19 protein-coding genes are annotated in these 22,654 nt (G+C 63.4%); 5 read left to right on the top strand and 14 right to left on the bottom strand.

Going from position 1 to position 22,654, the window contains the following annotated elements; genetic code table 11:
* Positions 1-174: 174 nt before the first annotated feature.
* The 10 genes from I6N89_RS16575 to I6N89_RS16530 form a co-directional block, all read right to left on the bottom strand.
* Positions 175-1,692, bottom strand: coding sequence for a sugar ABC transporter ATP-binding protein (locus I6N89_RS16575; protein WP_236016681.1), 1,518 nt, complete (start codon positions 1,690-1,692; stop codon positions 175-177).
* A complete protein-coding gene (locus tag I6N89_RS16570; protein ID WP_207019548.1) occupies positions 1,689-2,765 on the bottom strand; it encodes a hypothetical protein in 1,077 nt (358 codons plus the stop codon). Before I6N89_RS16570 ends, I6N89_RS16575 begins: the two co-directional genes overlap by 4 nt.
* Entirely contained in the window at positions 2,758-4,887 is a 2,130-nt protein-coding gene (locus I6N89_RS16565) for an ABC transporter permease (protein ID WP_207019547.1), read from the bottom strand. Before I6N89_RS16565 ends, I6N89_RS16570 begins: the two co-directional genes overlap by 8 nt.
* A 64-nt stretch (positions 4,888-4,951) precedes the next feature.
* Positions 4,952-5,977, bottom strand: coding sequence for a sugar ABC transporter substrate-binding protein (locus tag I6N89_RS16560; protein WP_207019545.1), 1,026 nt, complete (start codon positions 5,975-5,977; stop codon positions 4,952-4,954).
* 45 nt (positions 5,978-6,022) lie between these two features.
* Positions 6,023-6,967, bottom strand: coding sequence for an ABC transporter permease (locus I6N89_RS16555; RefSeq protein ID WP_236016689.1), 945 nt, complete (start codon positions 6,965-6,967; stop codon positions 6,023-6,025).
* 91 nt (positions 6,968-7,058) lie between these two features.
* Positions 7,059-8,030, bottom strand: a complete 972-nt coding sequence (locus tag I6N89_RS16550; protein WP_207019540.1) for an NAD-dependent epimerase/dehydratase family protein — start codon at positions 8,028-8,030, stop codon at positions 7,059-7,061.
* Positions 8,031-8,744: 714 nt separating this feature from the next.
* Positions 8,745-10,055 carry a TRAP transporter large permease gene (locus tag I6N89_RS16545; RefSeq protein WP_207019539.1) on the bottom strand — a complete coding sequence of 437 codons (1,311 nt, stop codon included), beginning with the start codon at positions 10,053-10,055 and terminating at the stop codon, positions 8,745-8,747.
* The gene (locus I6N89_RS16540) at positions 10,048-10,578 is read right to left on the bottom strand and encodes a TRAP transporter small permease (RefSeq protein WP_207019537.1); all 531 of its coding nucleotides are present in this window, start codon (positions 10,576-10,578) and stop codon (positions 10,048-10,050) included. The genes I6N89_RS16545 and I6N89_RS16540 overlap by 8 nt, the downstream gene beginning before the upstream one ends.
* A 76-nt stretch (positions 10,579-10,654) precedes the next feature.
* A complete protein-coding gene (gene dctP, locus I6N89_RS16535) occupies positions 10,655-11,629 on the bottom strand; it encodes a TRAP transporter substrate-binding protein DctP (protein ID WP_207019535.1) in 975 nt (324 codons plus the stop codon).
* Between the two features lie 285 nt (positions 11,630-11,914).
* The gene (locus I6N89_RS16530) at positions 11,915-12,715 is read right to left on the bottom strand and encodes an IclR family transcriptional regulator (protein ID WP_207019534.1); all 801 of its coding nucleotides are present in this window, start codon (positions 12,713-12,715) and stop codon (positions 11,915-11,917) included.
* A 446-nt stretch (positions 12,716-13,161) separates the two neighbouring features.
* Between I6N89_RS16530 and I6N89_RS16525 the strand changes: the two genes are divergently transcribed.
* Positions 13,162-13,761: a hypothetical protein gene (locus tag I6N89_RS16525; protein ID WP_207019530.1), complete on the top strand. Its 600-nt coding sequence runs from the start codon at positions 13,162-13,164 to the stop codon at positions 13,759-13,761.
* Positions 13,762-13,884: 123 nt separating this feature from the next.
* On the opposite strand, the gene I6N89_RS16520 is transcribed toward I6N89_RS16525, so the two are convergent.
* On the bottom strand, positions 13,885-14,892 hold the full coding sequence (locus I6N89_RS16520) for a LysR family transcriptional regulator (protein WP_236016680.1): 1,008 nt from the start codon (positions 14,890-14,892) through the stop codon (positions 13,885-13,887).
* A gap of 281 nt (positions 14,893-15,173) precedes the next feature.
* Between I6N89_RS16520 and I6N89_RS16515 the strand changes: the two genes are divergently transcribed.
* Positions 15,174-16,157 carry a 3-hydroxyacyl-CoA dehydrogenase family protein gene (locus I6N89_RS16515; RefSeq protein ID WP_207019528.1) on the top strand — a complete coding sequence of 328 codons (984 nt, stop codon included), beginning with the start codon at positions 15,174-15,176 and terminating at the stop codon, positions 16,155-16,157.
* A 63-nt stretch (positions 16,158-16,220) separates the two neighbouring features.
* Here the strand turns inward: I6N89_RS16515 and I6N89_RS16510 are convergent, their stop codons facing one another.
* The 3 genes from I6N89_RS16510 to I6N89_RS16500 all read right to left on the bottom strand — a co-directional run bounded on the left by I6N89_RS16510 (position 16,221) and on the right by I6N89_RS16500 (position 19,221).
* Positions 16,221-16,973, bottom strand: coding sequence for an HpcH/HpaI aldolase family protein (locus I6N89_RS16510; RefSeq protein ID WP_207019526.1), 753 nt, complete (start codon positions 16,971-16,973; stop codon positions 16,221-16,223).
* 22 nt (positions 16,974-16,995) lie between these two features.
* A complete protein-coding gene (locus tag I6N89_RS16505; protein ID WP_207019524.1) occupies positions 16,996-18,180 on the bottom strand; it encodes an acetyl-CoA C-acyltransferase in 1,185 nt (394 codons plus the stop codon).
* A 117-nt stretch (positions 18,181-18,297) separates the two neighbouring features.
* Complete coding sequence (locus I6N89_RS16500) at positions 18,298-19,221, bottom strand: DUF6282 family protein (protein ID WP_207019522.1); 924 nt, start codon at positions 19,219-19,221, stop codon at positions 18,298-18,300.
* Between the two features lie 277 nt (positions 19,222-19,498).
* Between I6N89_RS16500 and I6N89_RS16495 the strand changes: the two genes are divergently transcribed.
* The 3 genes from I6N89_RS16495 to I6N89_RS16485 all read left to right on the top strand — a co-directional run bounded on the left by I6N89_RS16495 (position 19,499) and on the right by I6N89_RS16485 (position 22,625).
* Entirely contained in the window at positions 19,499-20,272 is a 774-nt protein-coding gene (locus I6N89_RS16495) for an IclR family transcriptional regulator (protein WP_207019520.1), read from the top strand.
* Between the two features lie 280 nt (positions 20,273-20,552).
* Positions 20,553-21,542, top strand: coding sequence for a hypothetical protein (locus I6N89_RS16490; RefSeq protein ID WP_236016679.1), 990 nt, complete (start codon positions 20,553-20,555; stop codon positions 21,540-21,542).
* Between the two features lie 81 nt (positions 21,543-21,623).
* Positions 21,624-22,625, top strand: a complete 1,002-nt coding sequence (locus tag I6N89_RS16485) for a TRAP transporter substrate-binding protein (protein WP_207019518.1) — start codon at positions 21,624-21,626, stop codon at positions 22,623-22,625.
* Positions 22,626-22,654 lie beyond the last annotated feature (29 nt).

Raw genomic sequence — 22,654 nt, 5'->3', positions numbered from 1 at the left:
TCGGCCGGGTGCGTACCGGAACCGCATCACGATATGAGGGCCCGCGCACCCGGCCCGATCCTGTCACGCCGGGAGGCATCGCTGCACATGCCCCTGGCAGCCCCTCAAGCATAAAGGCGCCCGATGCCGTGTCAGACACCGGGCGCCACGGGCCGAGAGGGGGGAGAGGCCCGCTTAGTGGACGGCGGCGAACATGATGCGTTCCTCGGTGGCTTCCTCGGGGGTGAATTCCTCGACCACGCGCCCGGCGCGCGACACCAGAATACGGTCGGAGATGTTGAGGATCTCCGGCAGGTAAGACGAGATCACCACAACGGCGATGCCCTGATCGGCCAGCTCGTTGATGAGGTGATGGATCTCGGCGATGGCGCCCACATCCACCCCCCGCGTCGGCTCGTCAAAGATCACCACCTTGGGCTTCTGCACGAGCGCCCGCGCAATCACCACCTTCTGCTGGTTGCCGCCCGACAGCTCGATCACCCGGGCATTGGAGTTGATCGCCTTGATGTTGAGCTTTCGGCTCCACTCGCGCGCCATCTCCTTCACTTCGGCATAGTTCACGAAGACGCCCGAGCTGACATTCGCCGCCTGCGCCGCGCGGTGGATGTTGTCGGCAATCGACATGCTTTCGAAAAAGCCCTCGATCTTGCGGTCCTCGGTCACGTAGACGATGCCGTCCTTCACCGCTCGGCGCGGCGTGCGGTAGCGCACCGGCTTGCCGTTCAGCCGCACCTCGCCGCCATGGAAGAAATCGCGCTTGTAGATGCCCGAGATCACCTTGGCGGCCTCCGTCCGGCCCGACCCGATCAGGCCGAAGATGCCGGTGATCTGTCCGCCATAGACCGAAAAAGAGTTGTTCTTCACCACCTTCGACATGGACAGGTTCTGCACCGAGAGCACCTTCTTGCCGGGCCTGCGGGTCACGTCCTCGCCATGGGAATGGTAGAGTTCTTCCGAGAGCGTGCGCCCGACCATGGCCTGCACGATGGAGTTGCGGTCGTAATCGCCGACCGGGCCGCTCGCCACCAGTTCGCCGTCGCGCAGGATCGAGATGCTGTCGCCGATGGCCAGCGCCTCCTCCAGCGCGTGGCTGATGAAGATCACCGCGACGCCACGGCTTTTGAGCTGCTGCACCAGGTTGAAGAAGTGCCGCTTCTCCTCGGGCGTGAGCGTCGCAGTGGGCTCGTCGAAGATGATCACCCGCGCCTTCTGCCGGACGGCCCGCGCGATCTCGACCATCTGCTTCTTGGCGGCACCGAGCGTGGCGACATCGGCCCAGGGGTCCACGTCGAAATTGAGCGACTGCATGAATTGCTGCGCCGCGATATAGATGCCCCGCAACCGGTTGAAGAGCTTTTCCTCGCCCAGATAGAGGTTCTGCGCCACCGTCATCGAGGGCACGAGGCTGGTCTCCTGGAACACCATGGCAATACCGTTCTCCAGCGCCTCGCCCGGCGTCGCAAACGAGACCGGGCACCCGTCGAGCAGCATCGTGCCCGAGGTCAGCTCGGTCACCCCGGCCATGATCTTGGTCAGGGTCGACTTGCCGGCACCGTTCTCGCCCAAGAGCGCATGCACCTCGCCGGCGGCCAGTTTGAAATCGACATTCCGGATGGCCGGGACGCCACGGTATTCCTTGGTCGCGCCCTGCATTTCCACCAGCGGCTGGCGGTCCATCGCCACTACGCTCATTGCTCTGCCCTCAGGATGGCGTTTCCGCCCTTGGATGCGATCAGCAGCCCCGCCTCGTCGGCCAGGCAGCTTGTGACGCCGTGGCGGCGGCCATCGGCGCGCGAATGCAGGCTTTCCACCGGCTGCGCCTCGGCATCGAGCCACACCACCAGCCCGATGGAACGCGACGGTGCCCAGGGCTTGAGCTCGCCCAGCTGCTTGAGCCCGCCGCCCTGCATCGGCTCCAGATAGGAGCTGGGGTAATGCAGCGAGGGCGCGATCCAGTATTCCGGCTCGATCTCGGCGATCATGCGTTCGCGATATTCCTTCTCGCGCAGCACGAACTCGATAAGCTGGGTGCGTGGGGCAAAGACGCACATCCAGATCTCGTCGCCCGGCCCGCGCACGAGCCGCGAGGGATAGCCCGGCAGCTCGTCGAGCACCGGGGCAACCGTGCCGTCGGGCGTCAGCCGCAGCACCCGGTGCCGCCAGCTTTCGGAGACGAAAAGCGCGTCCCCCGCGCCGAGCGCAATGCCGCTCGGAAAGGCCAGACCCTTTGCCAGACAACGCGCCTCGCCGCTGCCGAGATCGAGCGACCAGACCGAGCCGCTGGTGCCGAAGGTCATCAGGTCGTGTTTCCAGTTGGCGAGCACGTTGCGCTGGCTGGCCAGACAGATCAGCAGTGTATCGGCATCGGCAAAGACCGCAGCGCTCGGCGCCATGATCTGGGTCTGACCCAGTGCGGTAAACGACTTGCCGTTATGGGCACCGCCCTTGATGTCGATGCGCCCCTCTTCGAGCCCCATGGCCAGCGCGCCGGAGGCATGGCTGGCGAGAAAGCTGATCGGGCTGGAGGCCGCTGCCAGATCCTCGACCTGGCCGTCGGGCCCCAGCGCGCAGAGCCCCGCGCCGCTGGAAAACAGCACCCTGCCCTCGTGCGACACGAGATTGTCCGGCGCCTCGACAGAGGCCACGAGCGCGGCCTCTTCGATGCGGTTGTTGGGACGCAGCGCGCCGTCCATCGGCGGCAGGGTGATCGCCGCCTCGCCGCTGCCGCGCAGACGGTCGAAATAGCGGGAGATTATATTACCCATCTTTCTTCCCTCCCCAGTAATGCTTGATCCCGGTCCAGGTCGGGTCGGCGCCCGGGATGTCGTAGACACCGATCCGGTCGTTGAACAAACCGCCGAGATAGAGCTTGCCCTTGTGCTCGCGGATCGAGGTCAGCGAGGGGTGTTTCGCGCCTTCGCGGTCCCAGAGCACCTCAAGGATGTTGCCGTCGATATCGAACTTGATGAGGCAGCCGAAATTCATGTTCGGATACATCCATTCATCGGCGGCGACGCGATAGACCATGCGCTTGCGGTATTGCGGCATGCGCAGCGCCAGATCGAAGGTGGGCGAACGCATCCCCACCAGACCGCACCAGAAATGGCCGTCCGAGGCGCGGTTGATGTTGTCGGGATAGCCCGGCAGATCGGGGATGATCTTTTCCCGCCTGCCCTTCTTCGGCCCGTCGTACCAGTAGCGGGTGATGCTGCAATCCCAGGTCTGCGCGAAGAGGAAGGACTCGCCGTCATCGGTCATGCAGATGCCGTTCGGGAACTTGAGGTTCGACAGCACCGTGCGCGAGGATCCGTCGCGCGGATCGTAGCAGATGAGCCGCCCGTTGCCCCGCGCCTCGATGGCATCCAGCATCCATTCGCTTGTGTTGTAGCGGATCGTCGCCTCGGAGAAGAAGATCCGCCCGTCCGGCGCGATATCGAGATCGTCGGCGATCCGCATGCGGGAATCGTCGATCACCGAGAGCAGCGAGCGGTTGGTCTCGTCCGAGAGCTTCACCACCTCGCGGTCGCGGGTGATCTTGTAGAGCCCCATGCCGCCGACGCAGACCACCAGTTCCTGATCGCTGTTGAACGCCATGCCCAGCGGGTGCCCGCCGATATGGGCATAGACCTCGTGCCGCGTGTAATCGGGGGCAAAGAACCGCACGACATCGCCGTGACGGCTGCCGCAATAGAGGTTGTCGTCCTCGTCGAGGATCACGTCTTCGGGGCCGTCGAGCTCGCCCTTGCCGATCACGCCGACATCGCCCAGCTTGTTGTTGACCTCATAGACCGAGCCCGAGCCCTCGCGCGTCTCCGGGTTCGGCGGCAGCGACAGGAAGGTGGGCGAGACATAGGCCTTGTTCAGCACCTTGAGGCGGTTCTTCATCCACTTCACGTCGATGGCCACGGCGCCCAGCATGATGCTGCCCAGCACCAGCTCGCTCGCGCCGGTGCGCAGACCCATGCGGATCAGCGCGTTCGAGACCAGAACCACGATCATCGTGCCGATCACCGTCTTGGCCACCGAGCCGCGCCCGCCGCCAAGGCTGTTGCCGCCCAGAACCGCCGCCGTCAGGATGATGATCTCCAGCCCGACCCCGACGGTGCCGCTGGTACTGCCGAGGCGCGAGGCATAAAACAGCGCACCGGCGGCGGTGAACACACCGCTGAAGATATAGGTCTGCGCCACGATCCGCTTCACCGGCAGTCCGATATTGAAAGCCGAGCGGCGCGAGCCGCCGACCGCGCTCAGATGCCAGCCAAAGCGCATGCGCGTCATCAGGATATGGGTGGCGACCGCCACGACGCCGGCGACGACGAGGCTGAAGGGCACACCGAGAATGTCGGCGGCGCCGAGGAAATCCCATTGCGGCACCGGCGTCGTCGAATAAGAGGCGGCAACACTGTATTTGAGCGACAGCAGCTCGACGATGGCGCGCACGAGGATCAGCGTCACCAGCGTGGTCAGGAAGGCGCGCAGCCGCAGGTAACCGACAAGGAAACCGTTCACCGCGCCCACGAGACCGCCCAAAAACAGCACGGCGGGGATGACGACGATCAGCGGCAGGCCGAGCGCATTGACGAGATAGAGCGCGCCGAAATTGCACAGGGCGAAGTTGGAGCCGACGCTGAGGTCGATGCCGCCGGCCTTCAGCACCAGCGTCATGCCCATGGCAATGAACAGGTATTCACCGAGCACCCGGGCGAGGATGGCGAGACTGCCAGTGGTCATGACCCCCGGCAGGATGGTGGAAAAGATCGCGACGGCGACGCCGAGAAAAATGATGGGAATGGCGTTGTCGATCCAGTTCTTCGACAGGATCTCGCCCACCACATGATCGGGGATGAGGCGATACCGCCAGCGCATGAAAGCTTCGCTTGCACTCATTCGATGCTCCAGAATGTTCGGGAGCCGGCTGCCGCGTAAGGGCCGCAGCCGGCTGGTGGGGAGATCAGTTGCCGGCCTGGATCTGATCGACCGTCCAGCAGGAGGTCGCCGTTACCGTTTCCGGGGTGAGAAGCGTGTTGGCGGTATAGAGCCCGAAAGGCGCAGAACCCGGCTCGGGATCGGTTTGCAGCAGCGTCTCGACGACAGAGGCGAGCTGTTTGGCCTGATCGCGCGTGTCTACCTTCACGTAAGAGGCGAACATACCGTTGCTGATATTGTCGCAGCCGGATTTCTGGTTGCCGCCGCCTTCGGTCACCACCTTGATCTTGCCCTGAAGCCCGGCCTCGCGCACCGCCGCCGCAGCGCCGATATCCTGATTGTCCCAGAGCCCGATGAAGGCGCAGAGATCGCCGTGCTGCTTGATGATCGTCGAGGCAATGGAATGCGCCTTGGAGGCGTCCCAGTCGGCGGCCTGATTGGCGACGATGGTGATATTCGGATAGTCCTTCAGCGTGTCCTCGATCCCCGCGACGCCGAGCAGGCTGGGCGGGCTGGTCACCGGCCCCTGAAGCACCGCGACCTTGCCAGAGGTGCCCTCGCCGCACATGCGCGCGCCCTCCTTGGCGACATCGGCGCCGACCTTGTACCAGTCGCCGCCGATAAAGGCGTCGGAATTGACCGGCGTCTTGAGGTTCATCTGGATCACGTTGATGCCGGCGCGCATCGCCCGCTGCACCAGCTTGGTATAGGCGTGCATGTCGTTGTTCTGGAAGATCAGGATATCCGGCTCTTCGGCGATGAACTGTTCGAGCGCCTGCGCGCCGGCGTCGATGTTCCAGTTGGGATCGCGGATCTGAAGCTCGTATCCCAGCCGCTCGGCATCGCGTTCGAGCGCGGCAATCCAGCCCTGCGTGAGATCGTAGCCGGCAGAGATCGGCACGAAGGCGACGCGCTTGCCCTCGAAGGCCGCCTCGTAGAGATCGTAGAGCCCGTCATCCGGCCGTTCGGCGAAGGCGGGGCTTTGCACCCCAACCGCACCGCAAAGCAGCGTGGCGAGGGCAAGTGACGTCTTGAGCTTTCCGAATTCCATGATTTCTCCTCCCTTGAGACTTGGAATGTTTTTGAGATGGCGGCGTCAGATGTCCCCTTGCTGAGAGGTCTGTTCGTCCCGCGGGTTGAGCATCGAGTCGACGATGATCGCCGCCAGCAGGATGACCGCCTTGATGATGCTCTGGACCGAATAGCTGATGTTCATGATGGTCATGCCGTTCAGCAGCAGCCCGATCAGGATCGTGCCCGAAAGCACGTTGCGGATGCTGCCCTTGCCGCCCGAAAGCCCGATGCCGCCGATCACCACCACGAGGATGATGTCGTAGACCATGGTCGAGTTGGCGAGCTTGGTGTTCACCGTCGACACCGTGGTCGTCATGATCAGCCCCGCCGCAAAGGCGATGGCGGCGGACACCGTGTACATCAGCACGGTCATCGGACGGTTGGCGATGCCGTTGTTGCGCGCCGCCATGTAGTTGTCCCCGATGGCGTAGACGAAGGCCCCGTAGCGGGTGAAGCGCAGCCCGACATAGGCAAGGCAGGCCAGCACCAGGAACAGCACCACCGGCATCGGCACCACCGCCCCGAGACGGCCCGACCCGATCTGCCCCAGCAGCCCCAGATCCTGGGTGATGAAGAGCGTGTCGGTATCGACGAGCGCGAAACGCCCCAGACCCGAGATCGCGGTGGCCATGGCGAGGGTGGCAAAGATCGCCGGGATCTCGACATAGGCGATCAGGATGCCGTTGACCGCGCCGATCGCCAGCGCCAGCAGCAGGCCGAGCGCCAGCGCCGGGCCGATGGCCATGCCGTCCAGATACATGGAAAAGCTCCAGCCGACGGAAAACACCATGACCGCCACCATCGTCAGGTCGATCCCGCGCCCAATGATCACCACCGACATGCCGATTGCGAGAATGCCAAGGATCGACACGTTCTGCAAAAGCGACAGAAGGTTCGAGACCTGAAAAAAGCTTTCGAGCGCAACGGAAAACAGAACGAAAAGCACGGCGGATATCGCCAATACCATTTGCTCCTGATTGAGAGAGACCCCTCTCAGAACCTGCTGCATTATTTCTCCTCCCTTGGAAAATACCGAATGCCCGGCCAGCTTTCGGAAATCACGTCGCGGTCGGCAAAAGCCCCAATTCGTCCATTGTCGCGATATAGGCCTCGATCCCGGTATTCAGATCGTATTTGGGCGCAAATCCCAGATCGGTTTTCGCCCGGGAATTGTCGAGCACGCCGGCATAGCGAACGCCGGCATTGAAGAAATCCAGGCCGGGGCCGATCTTGAAATCAATGCCCGGCACCTGGGCTTTCGCGGCGTCTGCGAAATCGCCAAGCGTGACGCCGGTTCCGGACGAGATGTTATAGGCGTCGAAGCCGGGCTTTTCATGCTCCAGCGCCGCCACGCAGGACCGGCCCACATCGCCGACATAGATGATGTCGTCGCGCTCCTCGCCGCCCTGGGCGATCTCCAGCGGCACACCCAGCATGCCGTTCTCGATGATCCGCGACAGGATGCCCATGGGGCCGTGCCGCACCAGCTTGCCGGGGCCGTAGATCGTCGCGAAACGCAGGGCGACGAATTCCAGCCCGAGCTTGGCGAAGTTCCGGCCCATCATCTCGCCCGCGAGCTTGGTCGCGTCATAGACGCTGTTCGCGTCGAGCGGGTGATCCTCGCCGACGGGCTTGTAGGTCGGGTAGGCGTGTTCGCCGGTAATATTGCCATAGACGGCGCGCGAGCTGGTGTAGACGAACCGCTTCACCCCCGCTTTCAACGCCGCATCCATTAACTGCACCGCGCCAAGCCCGTTGACCAGGAAGCCCCTGAGCGGATCCTCTTGAAGGCCCGAGATCAGCGCGGCCATGTGAATGACCCCCTCGATCCGGTGGCTCACCAACAGGTCGCTCATCGCGTCGCGGTCCATGATGTCGGCATTGCGCAGCTCGACCTCGCCGGCAACGGGCCCAAGCAGCGACATGTCGGTCTGACGGTCCGCCACGACGACCTCGTGGCCACGGCTCACAAGCTCCCGCGTGACAAACGCGCCGTTGACGCCCAGCCCTCCGGTCACCAGTACTTTCATTCAACATCTCCTTCGTTCCGCCCGCCTCCGCGCGGGCACAGCAAAACCGTAGCGGCCACCGTTCGGCGAACCGGCGACGGCTTGCGGGCAACTCGCAGCTTTTTGATCAGATCCTGCCGAAGCGGAGGGCGGAGGGGCGTCGCCTGAGGCAATGCATACCCGTTTGCGAATAAATCACGGCCTATAAGACCTTGAATCTCCCGCCGCGTCGGCGCTGAATTTTCTAAGAATTATCCGGCCCGCGACCCGGTTTTGGATCAGTTGGGCCAATGGTCGGGCAGGTTACCGCCACACACCCAAACGTATGTTCATATCCCTGAAATTCGTCATGCTTTTTCCTCCCTGACGCACGGCACTCCCCCGTGCCGTTGCGACAAAATGTCTACCGGCAAAGATTTTAAGTCAACGGATACAAGGGCACCGACCCCCATTTGCATATATGTGAAATCCCGCCGAATCGTATTTACCTCACGCATTCCACCCAGCAATAGAGCGGGACGAAATCCGGCCATGACTGCATGGTCTTATCGGAATGCACCGGCAGATTTCGACCGCGAAAACACCGCATTGTCCAATAGGAAGATTTGAAAAACATATAATTTATTACTTATGATTTCACACCATGCCGATGGCGGAAAGACACCGAAGGCCGGCGCAGCTTTCTGCGCCGGCCCGGTCAGCGGGATCGATACGGCATCTCTGCCCGATGAAGCGCTACAACAACGAGGGCAGATAGGTTGCGAGACCGGGAAAGACCGCCAGGATCACGATGCCCAGAAGAAACAGCATCACGAAGGGCCAGGAGGCCGCATAGACATCGTTCAGCGTGCCCTCGGCCCAGGTGCTTTTCAGCGCGAAGAGCACATAGCCGAACGGGGGTGTCAGCCCTCCGATGGTGATGTTCACCAGAAACAGCAGCCAGAACCAGATCGGATCGAACCCGTTCGCCGCCACGATGGGCAAGTAGATCGGGATCACGATCAGCATGAGCGCGATCTGATCCACGAACATGCACAGGACGAAAGGCAGCGCCATCATCAGCGCCAGCAGAAGCCACGGTGGCATCTCGGTGCCAACCACCCATTCCGTCAGCGCCGAAGCACCACCGGAAAATGCCAGCAACTGGCTGAAAAGCTTGGAGCTTGCCATGATGACGAGGATCATCGCCGAAACCTTCATCGCCGCCCCCAACGACTGGTAGATCATGCGTAAACTGAGGCTGCGATAGATCGCGGCGGTGGCCAGAGACCCGATCACCCCCATGGCGGCGGATTCCGTCGGTGTCGCGATGCCGGCGAGGATCAACCCCATCACCATGGCGATAATGATGGTGAACGGGATCAGGCTCAGCACCGCTCGCAACGCGTCCATGGCGCTGACATCCTGCACCACATCGCTGTTTTTCGGTGCCATGTCCGGGTTTTGCCAGATCCGGATGAAGATGTAGCCAAGGAACAGCGCTGCAAACATCAGCCCCGGCAGGATACCGGCGACGAGCAGCCCGGCAATCGACACGCCCGCAAGCGTACCGATGATGATCACCAGCACACTGGGCGGGATGAGCGGTGCCAGACTGGCCCCCGCAAGGATGGTGCCCGCCGACAATCGCGGGTGATACCCGCGCTCGATCATCCCCGGCAGCAGAGAACGCCCGAGCATCGCGGCCACCCCCATCGCGGCGCCGGAGAGCGTGCTGAACACGGTCGCCAGCACGATCGCGAGCACATATTGCCGCCCCCGGACGCGCCCGACCAACGTGTCGATGGCGCGGAACAAAACCTCGACGGCGCTGCTCCGGAACAGAATCTCACCCATCAGGATGAACAGCGGGATCGTCACAAGCGACTGGCTCGTCGTGGTTTCGAACAGGCTATTGGTGAACATGCTGTAGCCTGCCGGGCCGATGAACAGCCCCACTGTGATCAGGTTGATCAGCAGGAAAGCGACAAAGACCGGCATGCCCGTCGCCATGAGCAGAAGCAGCAGGCTGACGCCCATGAAAATGGCGGGAATTCCTTCAGGCATTGCCAGTATCTTCCGTTGTCGCGTCGCCGTACGGGTCGAAGGCACGGCGCAGAAAGTAAAACGCGCTGTTGATGAACCCGAACAGGATCAGCGCGGTGAACCACCATTTCGGCACCGACACGGCGCTGAGCGTCCTGGTGCCGCGCTCGAACAGAATCCGGACCTCGCCGGAGACGATCCACCCGGCCCAAAAGCAGACAATGGCCGCGACGAGAAAGCCGGCGGCAATGACCCGGCGCGCCCATTTCGCCGGCAGCAGGTCGGGCAGCAGCGTGATCGAGACATGCCCGCCCTCCCGCGTCAGCCAGGGCGCGGCGAGAAATACCGAAGTGAGCAGGAGAAACGACACCAGATCGCTGGCCCAGCGTGTCGGCGCATTAAAGAAATACCGCATGACGACCTCGTAGGCGAAGCTCGCCACGATGACGGCCAGCGCTGCGGATCCGAGAATGAAGGCGCCTTTCGACAGCGCATCATGCAGTTTCAGCAGGGACTGGCCTGCCTGCGTTAGGAACGTCCCCATCTAGTCCTCCGGTTCGCGGGGTCGAAAACGAGGCGCCCGAACCCGGACGCCTCTGCTCGCGCTCTGGCCGCAAAGGTCAGTAGCTGAGATCCGCCTCGCTCGCGAGGCTGCGCATTTTTGCGATTTGGTCGGGGCTCGTGGTCGTGGCGAGGTCCATCTGACCGACGAACCAGCCCTGTTGCAGCGCGCTCGCCTGGTCGTCGGTCAGCTCGGTCACCTGCATGCCGTTTTCTTGCATGGTGTTGACCTCGTTATCGACGATCTCACGGAAGAGATCCGATGCCATCGGCTCGAACGCATGCGCCGCCGTCTCGATCTGCTGGCGGGTTTCCTCGTCAAGACCGTTCCAGGTGTCGAGATTGACCAGCACAAGATAGGCGGTTTGACCGAAAGACGGCCGCATGATGTAGTCCGCCACCTCGAACCAACGGAACGACACCGCACCGATGATCGGCCAGGCCGCGCCGTCGATCGTGCCGCGTTCCAGCGCCGGATAGATCTCCGAGCCGGGAAGCACGACCGGCGACGCGCCGAGCTTGTTGAGCGCCGCGTGATAGCTGGGCGTGCCGCGGATCTTGCGCCCCGTCAGCGCGTCGCCGGTCAGCGGCTCCTTGAGCACGATTTGATATCCGCCGGGATCGACCAGCACCGCCAGCAGCTTCATGCCGAGCTTCTGGTACTCCTCGTCGGCATAGGCCAGGATTCCGGCATCGTCCCAGTCGTCGAGCCCGCCCTTGAGCGTGTCGAGCGCCATGCCCATACTGAGCGTCGTGTAGTGATACGAGCCGCTGGTGAAGAGCACATCGAACAGCCCTCGCGAGACCGGTTCGAACTGTTCGAACGGCGGCACCGTCTCGGGCCCCGAGATGGGCATCTTCAGATCCGCGACATTCTCTTCGAGATAGTCGGTGAAGGCGTTGAGCACCTTGCCCACCGACGGAAAGCTCTGATCCCAGCTTGCCAGAACCCGCATGCTTTCGGCCTGGGCCTGTCCGGCGACGAGCGCCAATGCCAGTGCACCGGCCGCAACCGTGTTAAAGACCTTGTTCATTTTTCTCCTCCCTTGGGTATTCGCCGAACCGTCCTCCCGGCTCTGACCACTGCCTTAGATATCAAAGAAAGTCATCTTTTAGCACATTGTCCCGGACCTTAAGTTCGCTCCCAAAGGGTTCCGCCTGCCCCCTCTCAAGTCAACTCGAAGCACGCCAGCCTCCATTTTTGCACATATGTGTAATCTACAATGCAGCTTTTGGCGCCGCCATTTCGCCGATGAAAACCACCGTTTTCAGAGGCACCCGGACATGCAAACAGCGGCCGGTTCAGCCCAAAGAAAAGCTCAGAGCGCCGGCGATGCCGCCTTGCTCTCGGCCTCGCGTGACAGCTCCTCCTCAAGCTCCGCCGCGACGGCATAGAGCACCTGATTTACATGCGCGCGCTTGGTTTCGAGCCGCTCGGAAAGCCCGTGAACCCCCATCGCCAGCCCCCTGTGTCCCGGCGGCGTGGGAATGATCATCGAGATCATCGCGGCACCCCAATGCGCGGTCGGGCGCAGCAGCTCGCGCGCATGTATAAAGGAAATATCCATCTCGCGATGCTCAAGCAGCTTCTTCAGGAAGTCGGTTTCGGTGAACTCGTCGCGCCGCAGCTCGCCGGCCTCAATGGTCCGTCGATAGATGGCAAGCGCCTCGGCCAGATCCATCCGCGCCAGAAACAGCCAGCCGGTGCCGGACTGAACCAACAGCCGGCGGGTGCCCCGGCGAATGTTTATACCCTCCCAACCGTGCAAAGTATCAATATATTCCAGATAGATATCCGTTGGCGTCGCCAGAACGACGGACTCGTTCGCCGCCTCGCGAAGCCGATACATCGCCTCCAGAACAGAGGTCTGTTCATAGGCATCGAAATTCAGCCAAGACCCAAGATGCGCGATACGCGCCGCGGGCATGTAGCGCCGCGTCCGGTCGTCGAAATTCATGTAACCGAGATCGACCATGCACTTGAGCAGCGCACTCACGCTCGACACCGGATGCGCAAGGCTGTTCGCCACATCGCTGAGCCTGGCCGGCTCTCGCTTGTGCGCGAAGTACTCCAGAATCTGGAATACCCGTTCGGCGGATTTCACCGAATTTCGTGTCATCACCGGTCCTCCCCCCAGCGAACCTCCAGACTATGCGCGCCGCTGCGTCAAACAAAGCGGCGGGTGACGATTTCACATATGTGTATTTATTTTTCGCCAGATCCGCCCCGGCGGGCCCCGCCCGATCCCGGTCGCCGAACGCGGGCGTCGCGGACGTCGCGCGCGTCCCTTCGCGGCGCATTTCTCAGCCGAAAGGTTGGAGGGACGGTGCCCGTTCCGGATCGGCCGACCCGTAACCGCGCCCGCTCCCGGACCGCGATGAGCCTCTCCGCAGACCTGCGCGAAATCCGTGAAAATTTTCATATCCATGCAAATCCCTGGGGATTCGGGAGCGGCGCTTGCCAGAAGAACCCGCGCTCAATACCCCATTAAGTCATGTTGCCCGCCAGCGAATGCCAAGGCGCGCAATTTCTGGATTTACGCTCTTCAGAAAAGGATGGAATGCAATGCTGACGGCTGTTGAGACTTTTATCGGAAAGGTACGCGAGATTTATGGCCGCGTAGACGACATGGAGGAACGCTTTGCAGAAATCAGACCGCTGCTCCAGGAGCTTCTGAAAGACGACGAGCTGAAAGAAGCCTCGAAAGCGTGGCCCTTCCGGAACGAACCGGAAAAGGGCTATATCGAAAATCTTCTTTTCTACGAAGATCCCGATTACAAATTCGTTCTGAATTCCCTTCTGAAAAAGCCGCATGAAAGCACCCCGGTCCATGACCATGCGCATACCTGGACACTCTACGGCGTGCTGCGCGGGACCGAGACGGTGATCCGCTTCGAACGCACCGACGAAAAGCCCGCCGATGCCGCGGATGACGAACACGCCGATCTGAGGAAGATCTCCGATCATGTGGTGAAGCCGGGCTATATCGACTTTGTCCGGCCCTACGACATTCACGTCGAACATACCGGCGACGAGCCGGTCGTCGGCGTTATCTTCCGCGATCAGCGGGTCGGTGGTTTCCTGCAAAATTACTATGACGCCGACACCGGCAAGATCAACAAGACGAAGGGACCGGTCCAGATTCCATACAGCCTGGACTCCTGACCGCCCCAACTGCTGTGGCGAAACCGGCGAACACTCCCACCCCTCTCAACGCCGGCCTCGCCGCCGCCACCCTGCCGTGACATCCGGCATGGCAGGGTGCGCAAACCGGTCGTCGCACCCGTCTCAGTACTCCGACACTGGCTGCGCGGCCATCCTGATCGCCCCCGGAGCCAATGCGGCAAATCTCTGCCGGATAATGTCGAGCAACTTGGTCTGCATGACAGAGAACGTCGCCTGCTTGTCATAAACCAGGAACAGCGGCAGCGAGATGTTCATTTCCGGCGTGCGCACCAGCCGCAGACCCTCCTTTTCCGGATCGGGCGGCAAAGCGCTCTGATATACGAAGCCCGCACCGATATCGGCGCGAATCGCGTTCAGGATCGGTTCCGGATGACCGAAGGCCAGCACGCTGTTCGTCCGCACGACGCCCACGGCGCGCAACGCTTCCTCGATCAGCTCGCGCGCCATCTGCCCCTTGGGCGGCGTCACAAGCGGCAGGGTGGCGATTTCATGCATATAAGCGACATCGCCGACCAGTTTGCTGTCGGTCGCCGCAACGAGAAACAGCGGCTCGCGCCAGAGCAGCTCCATCTCGAGCCGGGAGGTGTCGCGGCTGGGATCTATCAGCGTCACACCGAAATCGCAGTCCCCCGACAACACCGCCTCGGTCGCCAGAAAGGGTGTTGCCGTCGAGACCGAGATATTCATCGACGGGTGATGCTTTTTGAACTCGATCACGATCTCGGAAAGCTTGTAGGTGCCCGCGACCATGGAGGTGGCGATCTTGGTCTTGCCGGAAATGCCTTTCCTGATATCGGCCAGATCGAGCAGCATCTCGGAGCTGCGCTGCATGACCTCCGTCGCCCACTGATAGGTTCGCTGCCCGGCCTCGGTCAGCTCGATATTGCGCCCGACCTTGCGCACCAGCCGCGCGTCGAGGCTGTCCTCAAGACTGCGCAGATGCGCTGTCACGGCCGGCTGGGCAATATTGAGATGCTCAGCCGCGCGGGTGACGCTGTTGAACCTTGCGATGGTACAGAAGACGTTGAGCTTGTGCAGCGTCAAGTTGCGCGATCGCGACAGATCCGGGGACAGCGCGTCCAACGGCTCATCAGGCGTATCCTGACTCATTTCACGTCACCTCCCCACCAGTTTCCAGATCGAAATCGCCACACGAATCATACTGAAATCAAGATATTTCCGACCAGGATTCGGAGAAACCCCTAAGCTACTCCTTCATACACATAAGATATTAGGTATATTTTGTCGATGAATAGATATTAGACAGCGCCGCGGACCGCGTATGACAACAAGGTGCAATTCAGCGCCCGAACCCGCACGAAACCTCCGGCATTCGAAATGATCGCCGCCAAAGAGATGCGGCCTGGGCAACAGGTCAAGGAGGAGACCGTATGACAGATTACGCGTTCGGAAAACAGCCGCCCGAGGGGGGCCGCATCTGCGTTGTCGGTGCCGGGTTCATGGGCTGCGTGATCGCGACCCTTTACGTGCATCACGGCTATGATGTCGTCATCTGCGACAGCAATCCCGCTATGCTCGACAGCTATTCCCAGCGCGCGCGCCCCATCGCGGCGGGGCTGGTCGAAAGCGATGCGCAGGTCGAGGCGCTGCTGCAACGGGTCGTCCGGCAGGCAAGCCTTCCCGAGGCGGTGGACGGCGCGTTCATGGTGCATGAGGCGATACAGGAATCGCTGGAGATCAAGCAGGCGCTGTTTGAAGAGCTCGACCGGCTGTGTCCGGACAGCGTGGTGCTGGCGACGAACACCTCGTCCCTTCCGATCTCCGACATCGCGAAACGGCTGTCGCATAAGGAGCGCGTCATTGGCATTCACTATGTCACACCCGGCCATATCGTACCGGTCGTCGAGCTGATCCACAGCCCGACCACGCCGCCGGAACTGATCGCCTGGGCCCGAGCGATGGTGAAGAGCATCGACCATGTGGGCGTCGCCTGCCTGGAGCGCCCGGGCTTTCTGGTCAACAAGATTCAGTTCGCCATGCTGACCGAGATCTATCGCCTGATGGATGAGGGGCTGGCCACCCGCGAGGATATCGACGATGCGGTGCGGCTGAGCCTCGGCCCGCGACTGGCGCTCTGGGGACCGCTTCTGACCGAGGACCTTATCGTATCCAAAAAGACCGCGCTCGCGGTCACGGACTCGATCTACCAGCAGACCGGCGACGAGACCTACAAGGGCCGCAAGGTGCTGCGCGATCTGGTAGCGCAGGACCATTTGGGCGCGATCAACGGCGCGGGCTGGTACAGGTTCAAGGATACGCCCGAAGAAGTGGTCGCAAAGCGTGACCGTCAGCTACGGGCGCTGCTCGACTGGCTGCAAGAGGCGGATCCGGTGGGCGAGCTGAACGTCCGCTAGGCCGTCGCAATCGCTAAACGGAAGACGGATCCGGCGGGCCAGATCCGCCGGATCCACGAGGCGTCAGCCCCGGGCAACGCTCATCAATGCGGAGGCGGATTTTCGCAACAGCGCCTGATCGGACCCGCAGACAAACACCGTCACGCCCTTCTCGTGCCATGCCGGGATCTGGGACGGATCGCCCACGAAAAGCCCGGCGGCACGTCCGGCGGCACGGCAGGCGGCGATCACGCGCTCGATTGCGGCGTCCAGCTCGGGCGAGGGAAAACCCACACGCATGGATTGCGACAGGTCCGCCGGCCCGACAAAGAGCAGATCGACATCCTCGATGGCGGCAATCGCGTCGAGATGGTCGAGCGCGCTTTCATCCTCGATCTGGACCATGGCGACGCTGGTGCCGTCGCTGGCCGCGCGATAGGCCCGGATGCTCATGCCACCGTAATTGCCCGCGCGCGGCGAGGGCGACAGCCCGCGCTTGTTGCGCTCGAAACGGATGGCATCGCAGACCGCCTCGGCGCCCTCGGCATCCAGCACATGCGGCACCATCACGCCCGTGAGCCCCAGATCGAGCAGCGGGGCGATCCAGTCGGTGCCCTTGCCCCAGCGTCGCGACAGCAGCGGCAGGCCCACCGCCCGGCCCGCCAGCGCAAGCATGTCCATCTGTCCCAGCTCGATGGGCGCGTGCTCCTGGTCGATCACCGCGAAGTCGAGCCCGGCATGGCCGAGAATCTCGACCACATGCGGCGATGGTGTCTTGACGAAGGTGCCGACCAGAAGCTCTCCGGCGCGGAGACGGTCTCTGAAAGTGGCGGTCATGGTGTGGTCCTCCCTACCCTGCTCATGCGTCCAGCGCTTCGAGTACCAGTGCGATGCCCTGACCGCCGCCGATGCACATGGTAACCAGCGCGTAGCGCCCGCCGGTGCGCTGCAATTCGTATAGCGCCTTGACCGTGAGGATCGCGCCGGTGGCGCCCAGCGGGTGGCCAAGCGCGATGGCGCCGCCGTTGGGGTTCACCTTCTCGGGGTCGAGCCCCAGAAGCCGGTTCACCGCGATGGCCTGCGCGGCAAAGGCCTCGTTGGATTCGATCACGTCGATGTCTCTCAGGCTCAGCCCGGCGCGCGACAGCGCCAGCGGCACCGCCTCGACCGGGCCAAGCCCCATGACCTCCGGTGCGACCCCCGCCACGCCCCAGGACAGCAGCCGTGCCATGGGTTTCAGACCCCGTGCCGAGACCTCCTCGCCGCCCGCCAGCACCAGCGCGGCGGCGCCGTCATTGATCCCGCTGGCGTTCCCGGCGGTGACGCTGCCGCCATTGCGGAACACCGGGCGCAGCCCGGCAAGCTGCTCGGTGGTGGTGCCCGGACGAGGGTATTCATCGACGCCAACGGTGGTCTCGCCCTTGCGGGTCTTCACGGTCACCGGGGCGATCTGTGTGGCAAAGCGCTCCTCGCTCAGCGCCACACCCGCGCGGCGCTGGCTTTCGGCGGCGAAGGCGTCCTGATCCTCGCGGCTGATAGTGTGGCGGTCGGCCACGTTTTCGGCGGTCACGCCCATGGCGCCGCAGCCGAAGGGATCGGTCAGCGCCCCCATCATCCAGTCGGTCGCGTTTGCGTCACCCATCTTGATACCGTCGCGCATGCCGTCGATGGAAAACGGCGCACGGCTCATGGCTTCGGCGCCGCAGGCGAGCGAGAGGCGGCTTTCGCCCGCGCGGATCATGCCGGCGGCGGTAGCGATGGCCTGCGCGCCCGAGCCGCAAAGACGGTTGAGCGTCAGGCCCTGCGAGCTGGCGGGCAACCCGGCGCCGATGCCGATAGCGCGCCCAAGATACATGTCGCGCGGTTTTGTCGGGATGACATTCCCGGCGACCGCGTTGTCGATCTCCTCCGCTGCCACACCCGCCCGGCGGATCGCCTCGGTGGCGGCGATGATGCCGAGCTCGTCGGGGCCGAATGCCGAGAGCGCGCCGCCAAAGCTGCCGACCGGCGTCCGCGCCGCGCCCAGAATGAATACGTCCTGCATGCCCATGTCCTCTCATGCGCGCGACGGGGCGACCGGCCCCGGTGCGCGGTCCGTTGTCTGATGGAAACCGTTCAATACGATCCGGTCGCGGGGCAGTCCCCTGCCCCCCGCGCCCGATCAGCCGTCGAAGCCGATCACCTGTGCCGCGTTTGCCGACACCATCGGCTTGATCTGATTGTCCGTGTAGCCGAGGCCGAGACAGGCCGCGACCGCCGTGCGGAAACCCTGAAGCGGGGTAATGGTGCCCATCTGGCCGAGATCGGAACAGAGGATCGTCCGCTCCGGTCCGACAAGGTCGATATAGGCCTTGAGCTCTTCATAGGTCCGATTGCGGAACTTCGACCCTTCGACGAAGAAAGCCAGCGAGTGCTCGACCTGCGCGCCCATGTTTGCGATCTCCAGCGTGTCCTCCATCGAGGCGCCGACGATGTCCTCGGGATGGGTGAAGATCAGACGCTCAACGCCGCGCTTTTTCGCCTCAGCAAAGACTTTCTTGGTCTCGCTGACATGGATATGGCCGCTTGCGAGCGCCAGCCCGGTTGCCGCGCAGACATCGAGGATGTCGAGCAGCTCGGGCAGCATCGCGCCGTCCTCGTCGAAAAGCGGCACCGCGCTTGCGGGGCGGATTTTCTGGGTGGAGGCCGGGTGTGACCAGTCGGACGACGCTTCCCAGGCGAGGTGGTTTTCGGCGGCGAGCGTCGGCAGCCAGACGATCTTGCCCCCCATTGCTGCGGTGTGTTCGACCGCATAGGGGTTCAGCCCGCCCACCACGTTGTTTAGCACGATGCCGGAAAAAACCTGCGTCGTCAGCTCGGGATGGTGAGATTTGATCATCTCGGCGCAGATGACGCCGGAATAGTCGTGATCCTTGGTCACCACGGCGGAGAATCCGGCCTCCGACAGCTCCCGCGCCAGGTCCAGATGGTCCAGCGCGCGGGGCGCGATAGACGGCCCGCTGTGCACATGTGGGTCTACCGCTCCCAGCAGAATCTCGGAAATGCGCGCCTCTTCGTCCAGCGCCAGCGTGTCCGCAGATGTCATCGTAGTGCCTCCCTTTCGCTCTGTGCCGGGCCTGCGCCCCGCCACCGGAGATCGGCCACCGGCAGGGGCCAGACCGATGTGAATTCCACCTTGTCCCGCTGATCGAAACTATGTTCTATTATTTTTCAGATGGCGCTCGTGTCAAGCGGCGAAGTGTTGGCCCCCACGGCAGGCGGCCGATTGGTCCCTCAGTTGCAGGGCCGCACGGAGCGGTTGTAGAACCTTTTGACGCGGCCAGAACCGGGAGGATGCAGGCATGCCGGAAGGCGATAAAAAAATGGCCGAAGGGCTTCAGTCCGTCATTCTGACGATGCAGATCGTCGAGCATGTGGCCCGCACCGGCAAAGGCGTGGGTGTGACCAGCCTCGCCACCGCTCTGGGCACGTCGAAAAGCCGGATCCACCGGCATCTGCAAACGCTGGTGCAGCAGGGCTATGTCTTCCAGCACGAGGATTCCGAACGCTACGAGATCGGCCACCAGCTCGTCTCGCTGGGCCAGGCCGTGCTCGACAACAGCGGTCTGGTCGGCGCTTCTCGCGATTCGCTGCTGGCACTGCGCGACCGGATCGGCCGCTCCGCCGTGGCCTCGCAGCTGACGCCCGAGGGAATGCTGGTCATCGCCACCGTGCGCGGCCCCTCCCCCATCGAGATCGGCGTGCGCGTCGGCTCGCTTTTGTCCTTCAACGGCTCCGCCCAGGGCAAGGTCGCCGCGGCGTTTTCCTCCGAGGCGTTCCAACAGCGCGTTCTGACCGGAGAGCTGACCGCGTACACGGAACACACGATCACCGATCCCGAGCAACTCGCCGCCGAGTTCGCGGAGATCCGCGCCCGTGGCTGGGCGACCGCGCCCAACCAGGCCGCGCTTGGGCTCAACACGCTGGCGAGCCCGATACTCGACGCCTCGGGCGCGGCCTGCGGCACGGTGGGAATCGTCGATCTGGCGCAATCGCTCGACGCAGAGCCCGACCCGGAGCACATCGCGGCGGTACTCGACACAGCCCGCCGGATCTCGGTGCTCATGGGCCATTCCGGCGCGCTGCCGTTCGGCTGACGCAGCCTGTCCTACCGAAATCGCTGACTCGTTTCGCCGGTCGCTCCTCTCGAAAGCGGAGCGGAGCAGGCGTGTGCGCCCTCACCCGGCCGCCTTCGGCAGGTTCGGAGACAGGAGGACTTGACAGCGCTGAGGCGAGATCCGTATGTTCCGTTTATGAGAACGATGTACCGCTGAAAGAAACACAAGCGGATATATCGTCGAAGCGGAGGCTCTCAGGGGCAGCGCGGCACACAGGCCGCGGAATCGCCGGGCTGGGCTTTCGCAGAGGATTTGCCCGATGGGCATGACGCTTTCGCGGCGCGGGCCGCAGAAGGCGATGACGGTGAGAGACGGGCGGTCGGAGGGGCCGCCGGAAAGGGAGACGATGTACGACAAGTCCGATCCGCGCGCGTCGCTGGCGGCGTCAAAGCCGACGAGCATGCTGAACCAGACCGGCCTCGTGGCCGAGGAACAGGCCGGGACATTCTACGATACCGAGCCGCAGATCTCGGACGACGCGGGCCGCACCTGGCTGCATCGCGCGCATAATTTCCTCGTCGCCTACAGCCTGGCAGAGCCGGGCGCGGTCTTTGCCCGCGACGCCCAGAAAGACGAATATTGCGTGCTGCTGCCCAAGCATGGCGCCGAAATCACCTGGAACGGCGAGACCGTCGCTGTTCCGGGCTATTCCATCGCGTTCGTGCCAGCCGGTGCGAGCAGCGTCACCCTGCCCGAAGGCGGCGAATTCGTGCGGCTCTTCACCACCCGCAATGACGATCTCGCGGCGCTCTGCGGCAATGCGCATGGCTATGACGTGCCGCGCAGCCACATTCCGCCGCTGGAAAGCTGGCCCGATCCCGTGGGCGGCTGGAAGGTACGGCACTACTCGCTAGACGTGGCGCCTGAGCAGGGCCGCTTTGGCCGGATCTTCCGCTGCACCACGTTGATGGTGAACGTGCTCGCCCCGTTCGAGGGGCCGCGCGATCCGTCGAAGATGTCGCCGCATCACCATGACGATTTCGAGCAGGGCTCGCTGGCGCTGTCGGGCACCTTCACCCACTATCTGCGCTGGACCTGGACCAGCGACATGGCGGACTGGAAGGACGACAAGGCGCTCGAGATGGGCGCGCCGTCGATGCTGGTGATCCCGCCGCCCGTCATTCACACGACCCGCGCCACCGGCGCGGGCAGCAACCTGCTCGTGGATATTTTCAGCCCCCCGCGCGAGGACTTCTCGGCAAAGCCCGGCTGGGTGCTGAACGCGGACGATTACCCCATGCCGGCCTGACCGGCCCCGCGGGCGGCGGGCGCGAGAGGATAGAGCGCCGCGCCGGCCCGTGTCACCATGTCACCGAGGGAGGAGCCCAGAATGACCATTCACAGAAGAACCCTGCTGCAAGGTGCCGCCGCCATGAGCGCGGTGCTTGCCACGCCTTATGTCGCACGCGCGGCGGGCCGCCGGATGCGCCTTGCCCATGCGGCGAACGAGGTGCACCCCGGCCACAAGATGGCCACCAGCTTCAGCGAGGCGCTGGAAGAGCTGATGCCCGGCGGCTTCGACGTGCAGATCTTCCCCAACCGCCAGCTCGGCGACGATAAGCAGCTTCTGGAAGGCGGCGTCGCGGGACTGATGGACGTGGTCACCGTCTCGGGCGTGCTGATCCCGCTGGTCACCGGCCGTCAGGCGATGAACGCCTGGCAGATGCCCTTCCTCGTGCGCGACTACGATCATTTCGGCGAGCTGGCGCTTGGCGAGGTCGGGCAAAAGATCCTCGACGATCTGCGCCCGGCAGGTCTGGTGGGTCTTGCCACCGCCGATACCGGTCAGCGCAACTTTCTCTCCATCGACAAGCCGGTCACGACGATCGAGGATTTCGCCGGGCTCAAGACCCGCATCGTGCCGGTGCCGCTGCATCAGCAGATCTGGGACACCGTCGGCACCGCGCCGGTCGGCCTGCCCTATGGCGAGGTCTATGGCGCGCTCGAAACCGGCGTCATCGACGCGGTCGAGATCAACGTCTCCTCGATGCTGGGCGAGAACCTGTGGGAGGTCGGCAAGAACTTCACCCTCACCGGGCACTACCCCTGGCACATGGCGACGCTGATGTCGGAGCGTTTCTTCGAAGGGCTCAACGACGAGGAAAAGGCCGCCGTGACCGAGGCGGGCCGCCGGTCGGTCACCGCGACGCTGGACTATGCCAGGACGCAGGATCTCGAAGGCCGCGACGAGCTGGCCGCCAAGGGCGTCGAGATCGTGCCGCTGAGCGAGCTCGACCAGATGCGCAGCCGCGTCTCCGACCTGACGACCGAATGGTCGGCGAAAGACCCGCTCATCGCCGAGCTGGTCGCGGCGGCCAACGCCACCGCCTGAGCCCGCCGTCCCGTGGCGGCGTGAGCGCC

The sequence above is a fragment of the Salipiger abyssi genome (genome assembly GCF_017311415.1).
GTDB lineage: Bacteria > Pseudomonadota > Alphaproteobacteria > Rhodobacterales > Rhodobacteraceae > Salipiger > Salipiger abyssi_A.
Note: the sequence above shows the minus strand (reverse complement) of the source record. Positions and strands in the feature narration are given on the sequence as shown.

Bases quoted from the DNA above. Each gene is read 5' to 3' on its own strand.
- I6N89_RS16575 (WP_236016681.1), bottom strand. From the start codon at position 1,692: ATGAGCGTAGTGGCGATGGACCGCCAGCCGCTGGTGGAAATGCAGGGC.
- I6N89_RS16570 (WP_207019548.1), bottom strand. From the start codon at position 2,765: ATGGGTAATATAATCTCCCGCTATTTCGACCGTCTGCGCGGCAGCGGC.
- I6N89_RS16565 (WP_207019547.1), bottom strand. From the start codon at position 4,887: ATGAGTGCAAGCGAAGCTTTCATGCGCTGGCGGTATCGCCTCATCCCC.
- I6N89_RS16560 (WP_207019545.1), bottom strand. From the start codon at position 5,977: ATGGAATTCGGAAAGCTCAAGACGTCACTTGCCCTCGCCACGCTGCTT.
- I6N89_RS16555 (WP_236016689.1), bottom strand. From the start codon at position 6,967: ATGGTATTGGCGATATCCGCCGTGCTTTTCGTTCTGTTTTCCGTTGCG.
- I6N89_RS16550 (WP_207019540.1), bottom strand. From the start codon at position 8,030: ATGAAAGTACTGGTGACCGGAGGGCTGGGCGTCAACGGCGCGTTTGTC.
- I6N89_RS16545 (WP_207019539.1), bottom strand. From the start codon at position 10,055: ATGCCTGAAGGAATTCCCGCCATTTTCATGGGCGTCAGCCTGCTGCTT.
- I6N89_RS16540 (WP_207019537.1), bottom strand. From the start codon at position 10,578: ATGGGGACGTTCCTAACGCAGGCAGGCCAGTCCCTGCTGAAACTGCAT.
- dctP (WP_207019535.1), bottom strand. From the start codon at position 11,629: ATGAACAAGGTCTTTAACACGGTTGCGGCCGGTGCACTGGCATTGGCG.
- I6N89_RS16530 (WP_207019534.1), bottom strand. From the start codon at position 12,715: ATGACACGAAATTCGGTGAAATCCGCCGAACGGGTATTCCAGATTCTG.
- I6N89_RS16525 (WP_207019530.1), top strand. From the start codon at position 13,162: ATGCTGACGGCTGTTGAGACTTTTATCGGAAAGGTACGCGAGATTTAT.
- I6N89_RS16520 (WP_236016680.1), bottom strand. From the start codon at position 14,892: ATGAGTCAGGATACGCCTGATGAGCCGTTGGACGCGCTGTCCCCGGAT.
- I6N89_RS16515 (WP_207019528.1), top strand. From the start codon at position 15,174: ATGACAGATTACGCGTTCGGAAAACAGCCGCCCGAGGGGGGCCGCATC.
- I6N89_RS16510 (WP_207019526.1), bottom strand. From the start codon at position 16,973: ATGACCGCCACTTTCAGAGACCGTCTCCGCGCCGGAGAGCTTCTGGTC.
- I6N89_RS16505 (WP_207019524.1), bottom strand. From the start codon at position 18,180: ATGCAGGACGTATTCATTCTGGGCGCGGCGCGGACGCCGGTCGGCAGC.
- I6N89_RS16500 (WP_207019522.1), bottom strand. From the start codon at position 19,221: ATGACATCTGCGGACACGCTGGCGCTGGACGAAGAGGCGCGCATTTCC.
- I6N89_RS16495 (WP_207019520.1), top strand. From the start codon at position 19,499: ATGGCCGAAGGGCTTCAGTCCGTCATTCTGACGATGCAGATCGTCGAG.
- I6N89_RS16490 (WP_236016679.1), top strand. From the start codon at position 20,553: ATGGGCATGACGCTTTCGCGGCGCGGGCCGCAGAAGGCGATGACGGTG.
- I6N89_RS16485 (WP_207019518.1), top strand. From the start codon at position 21,624: ATGACCATTCACAGAAGAACCCTGCTGCAAGGTGCCGCCGCCATGAGC.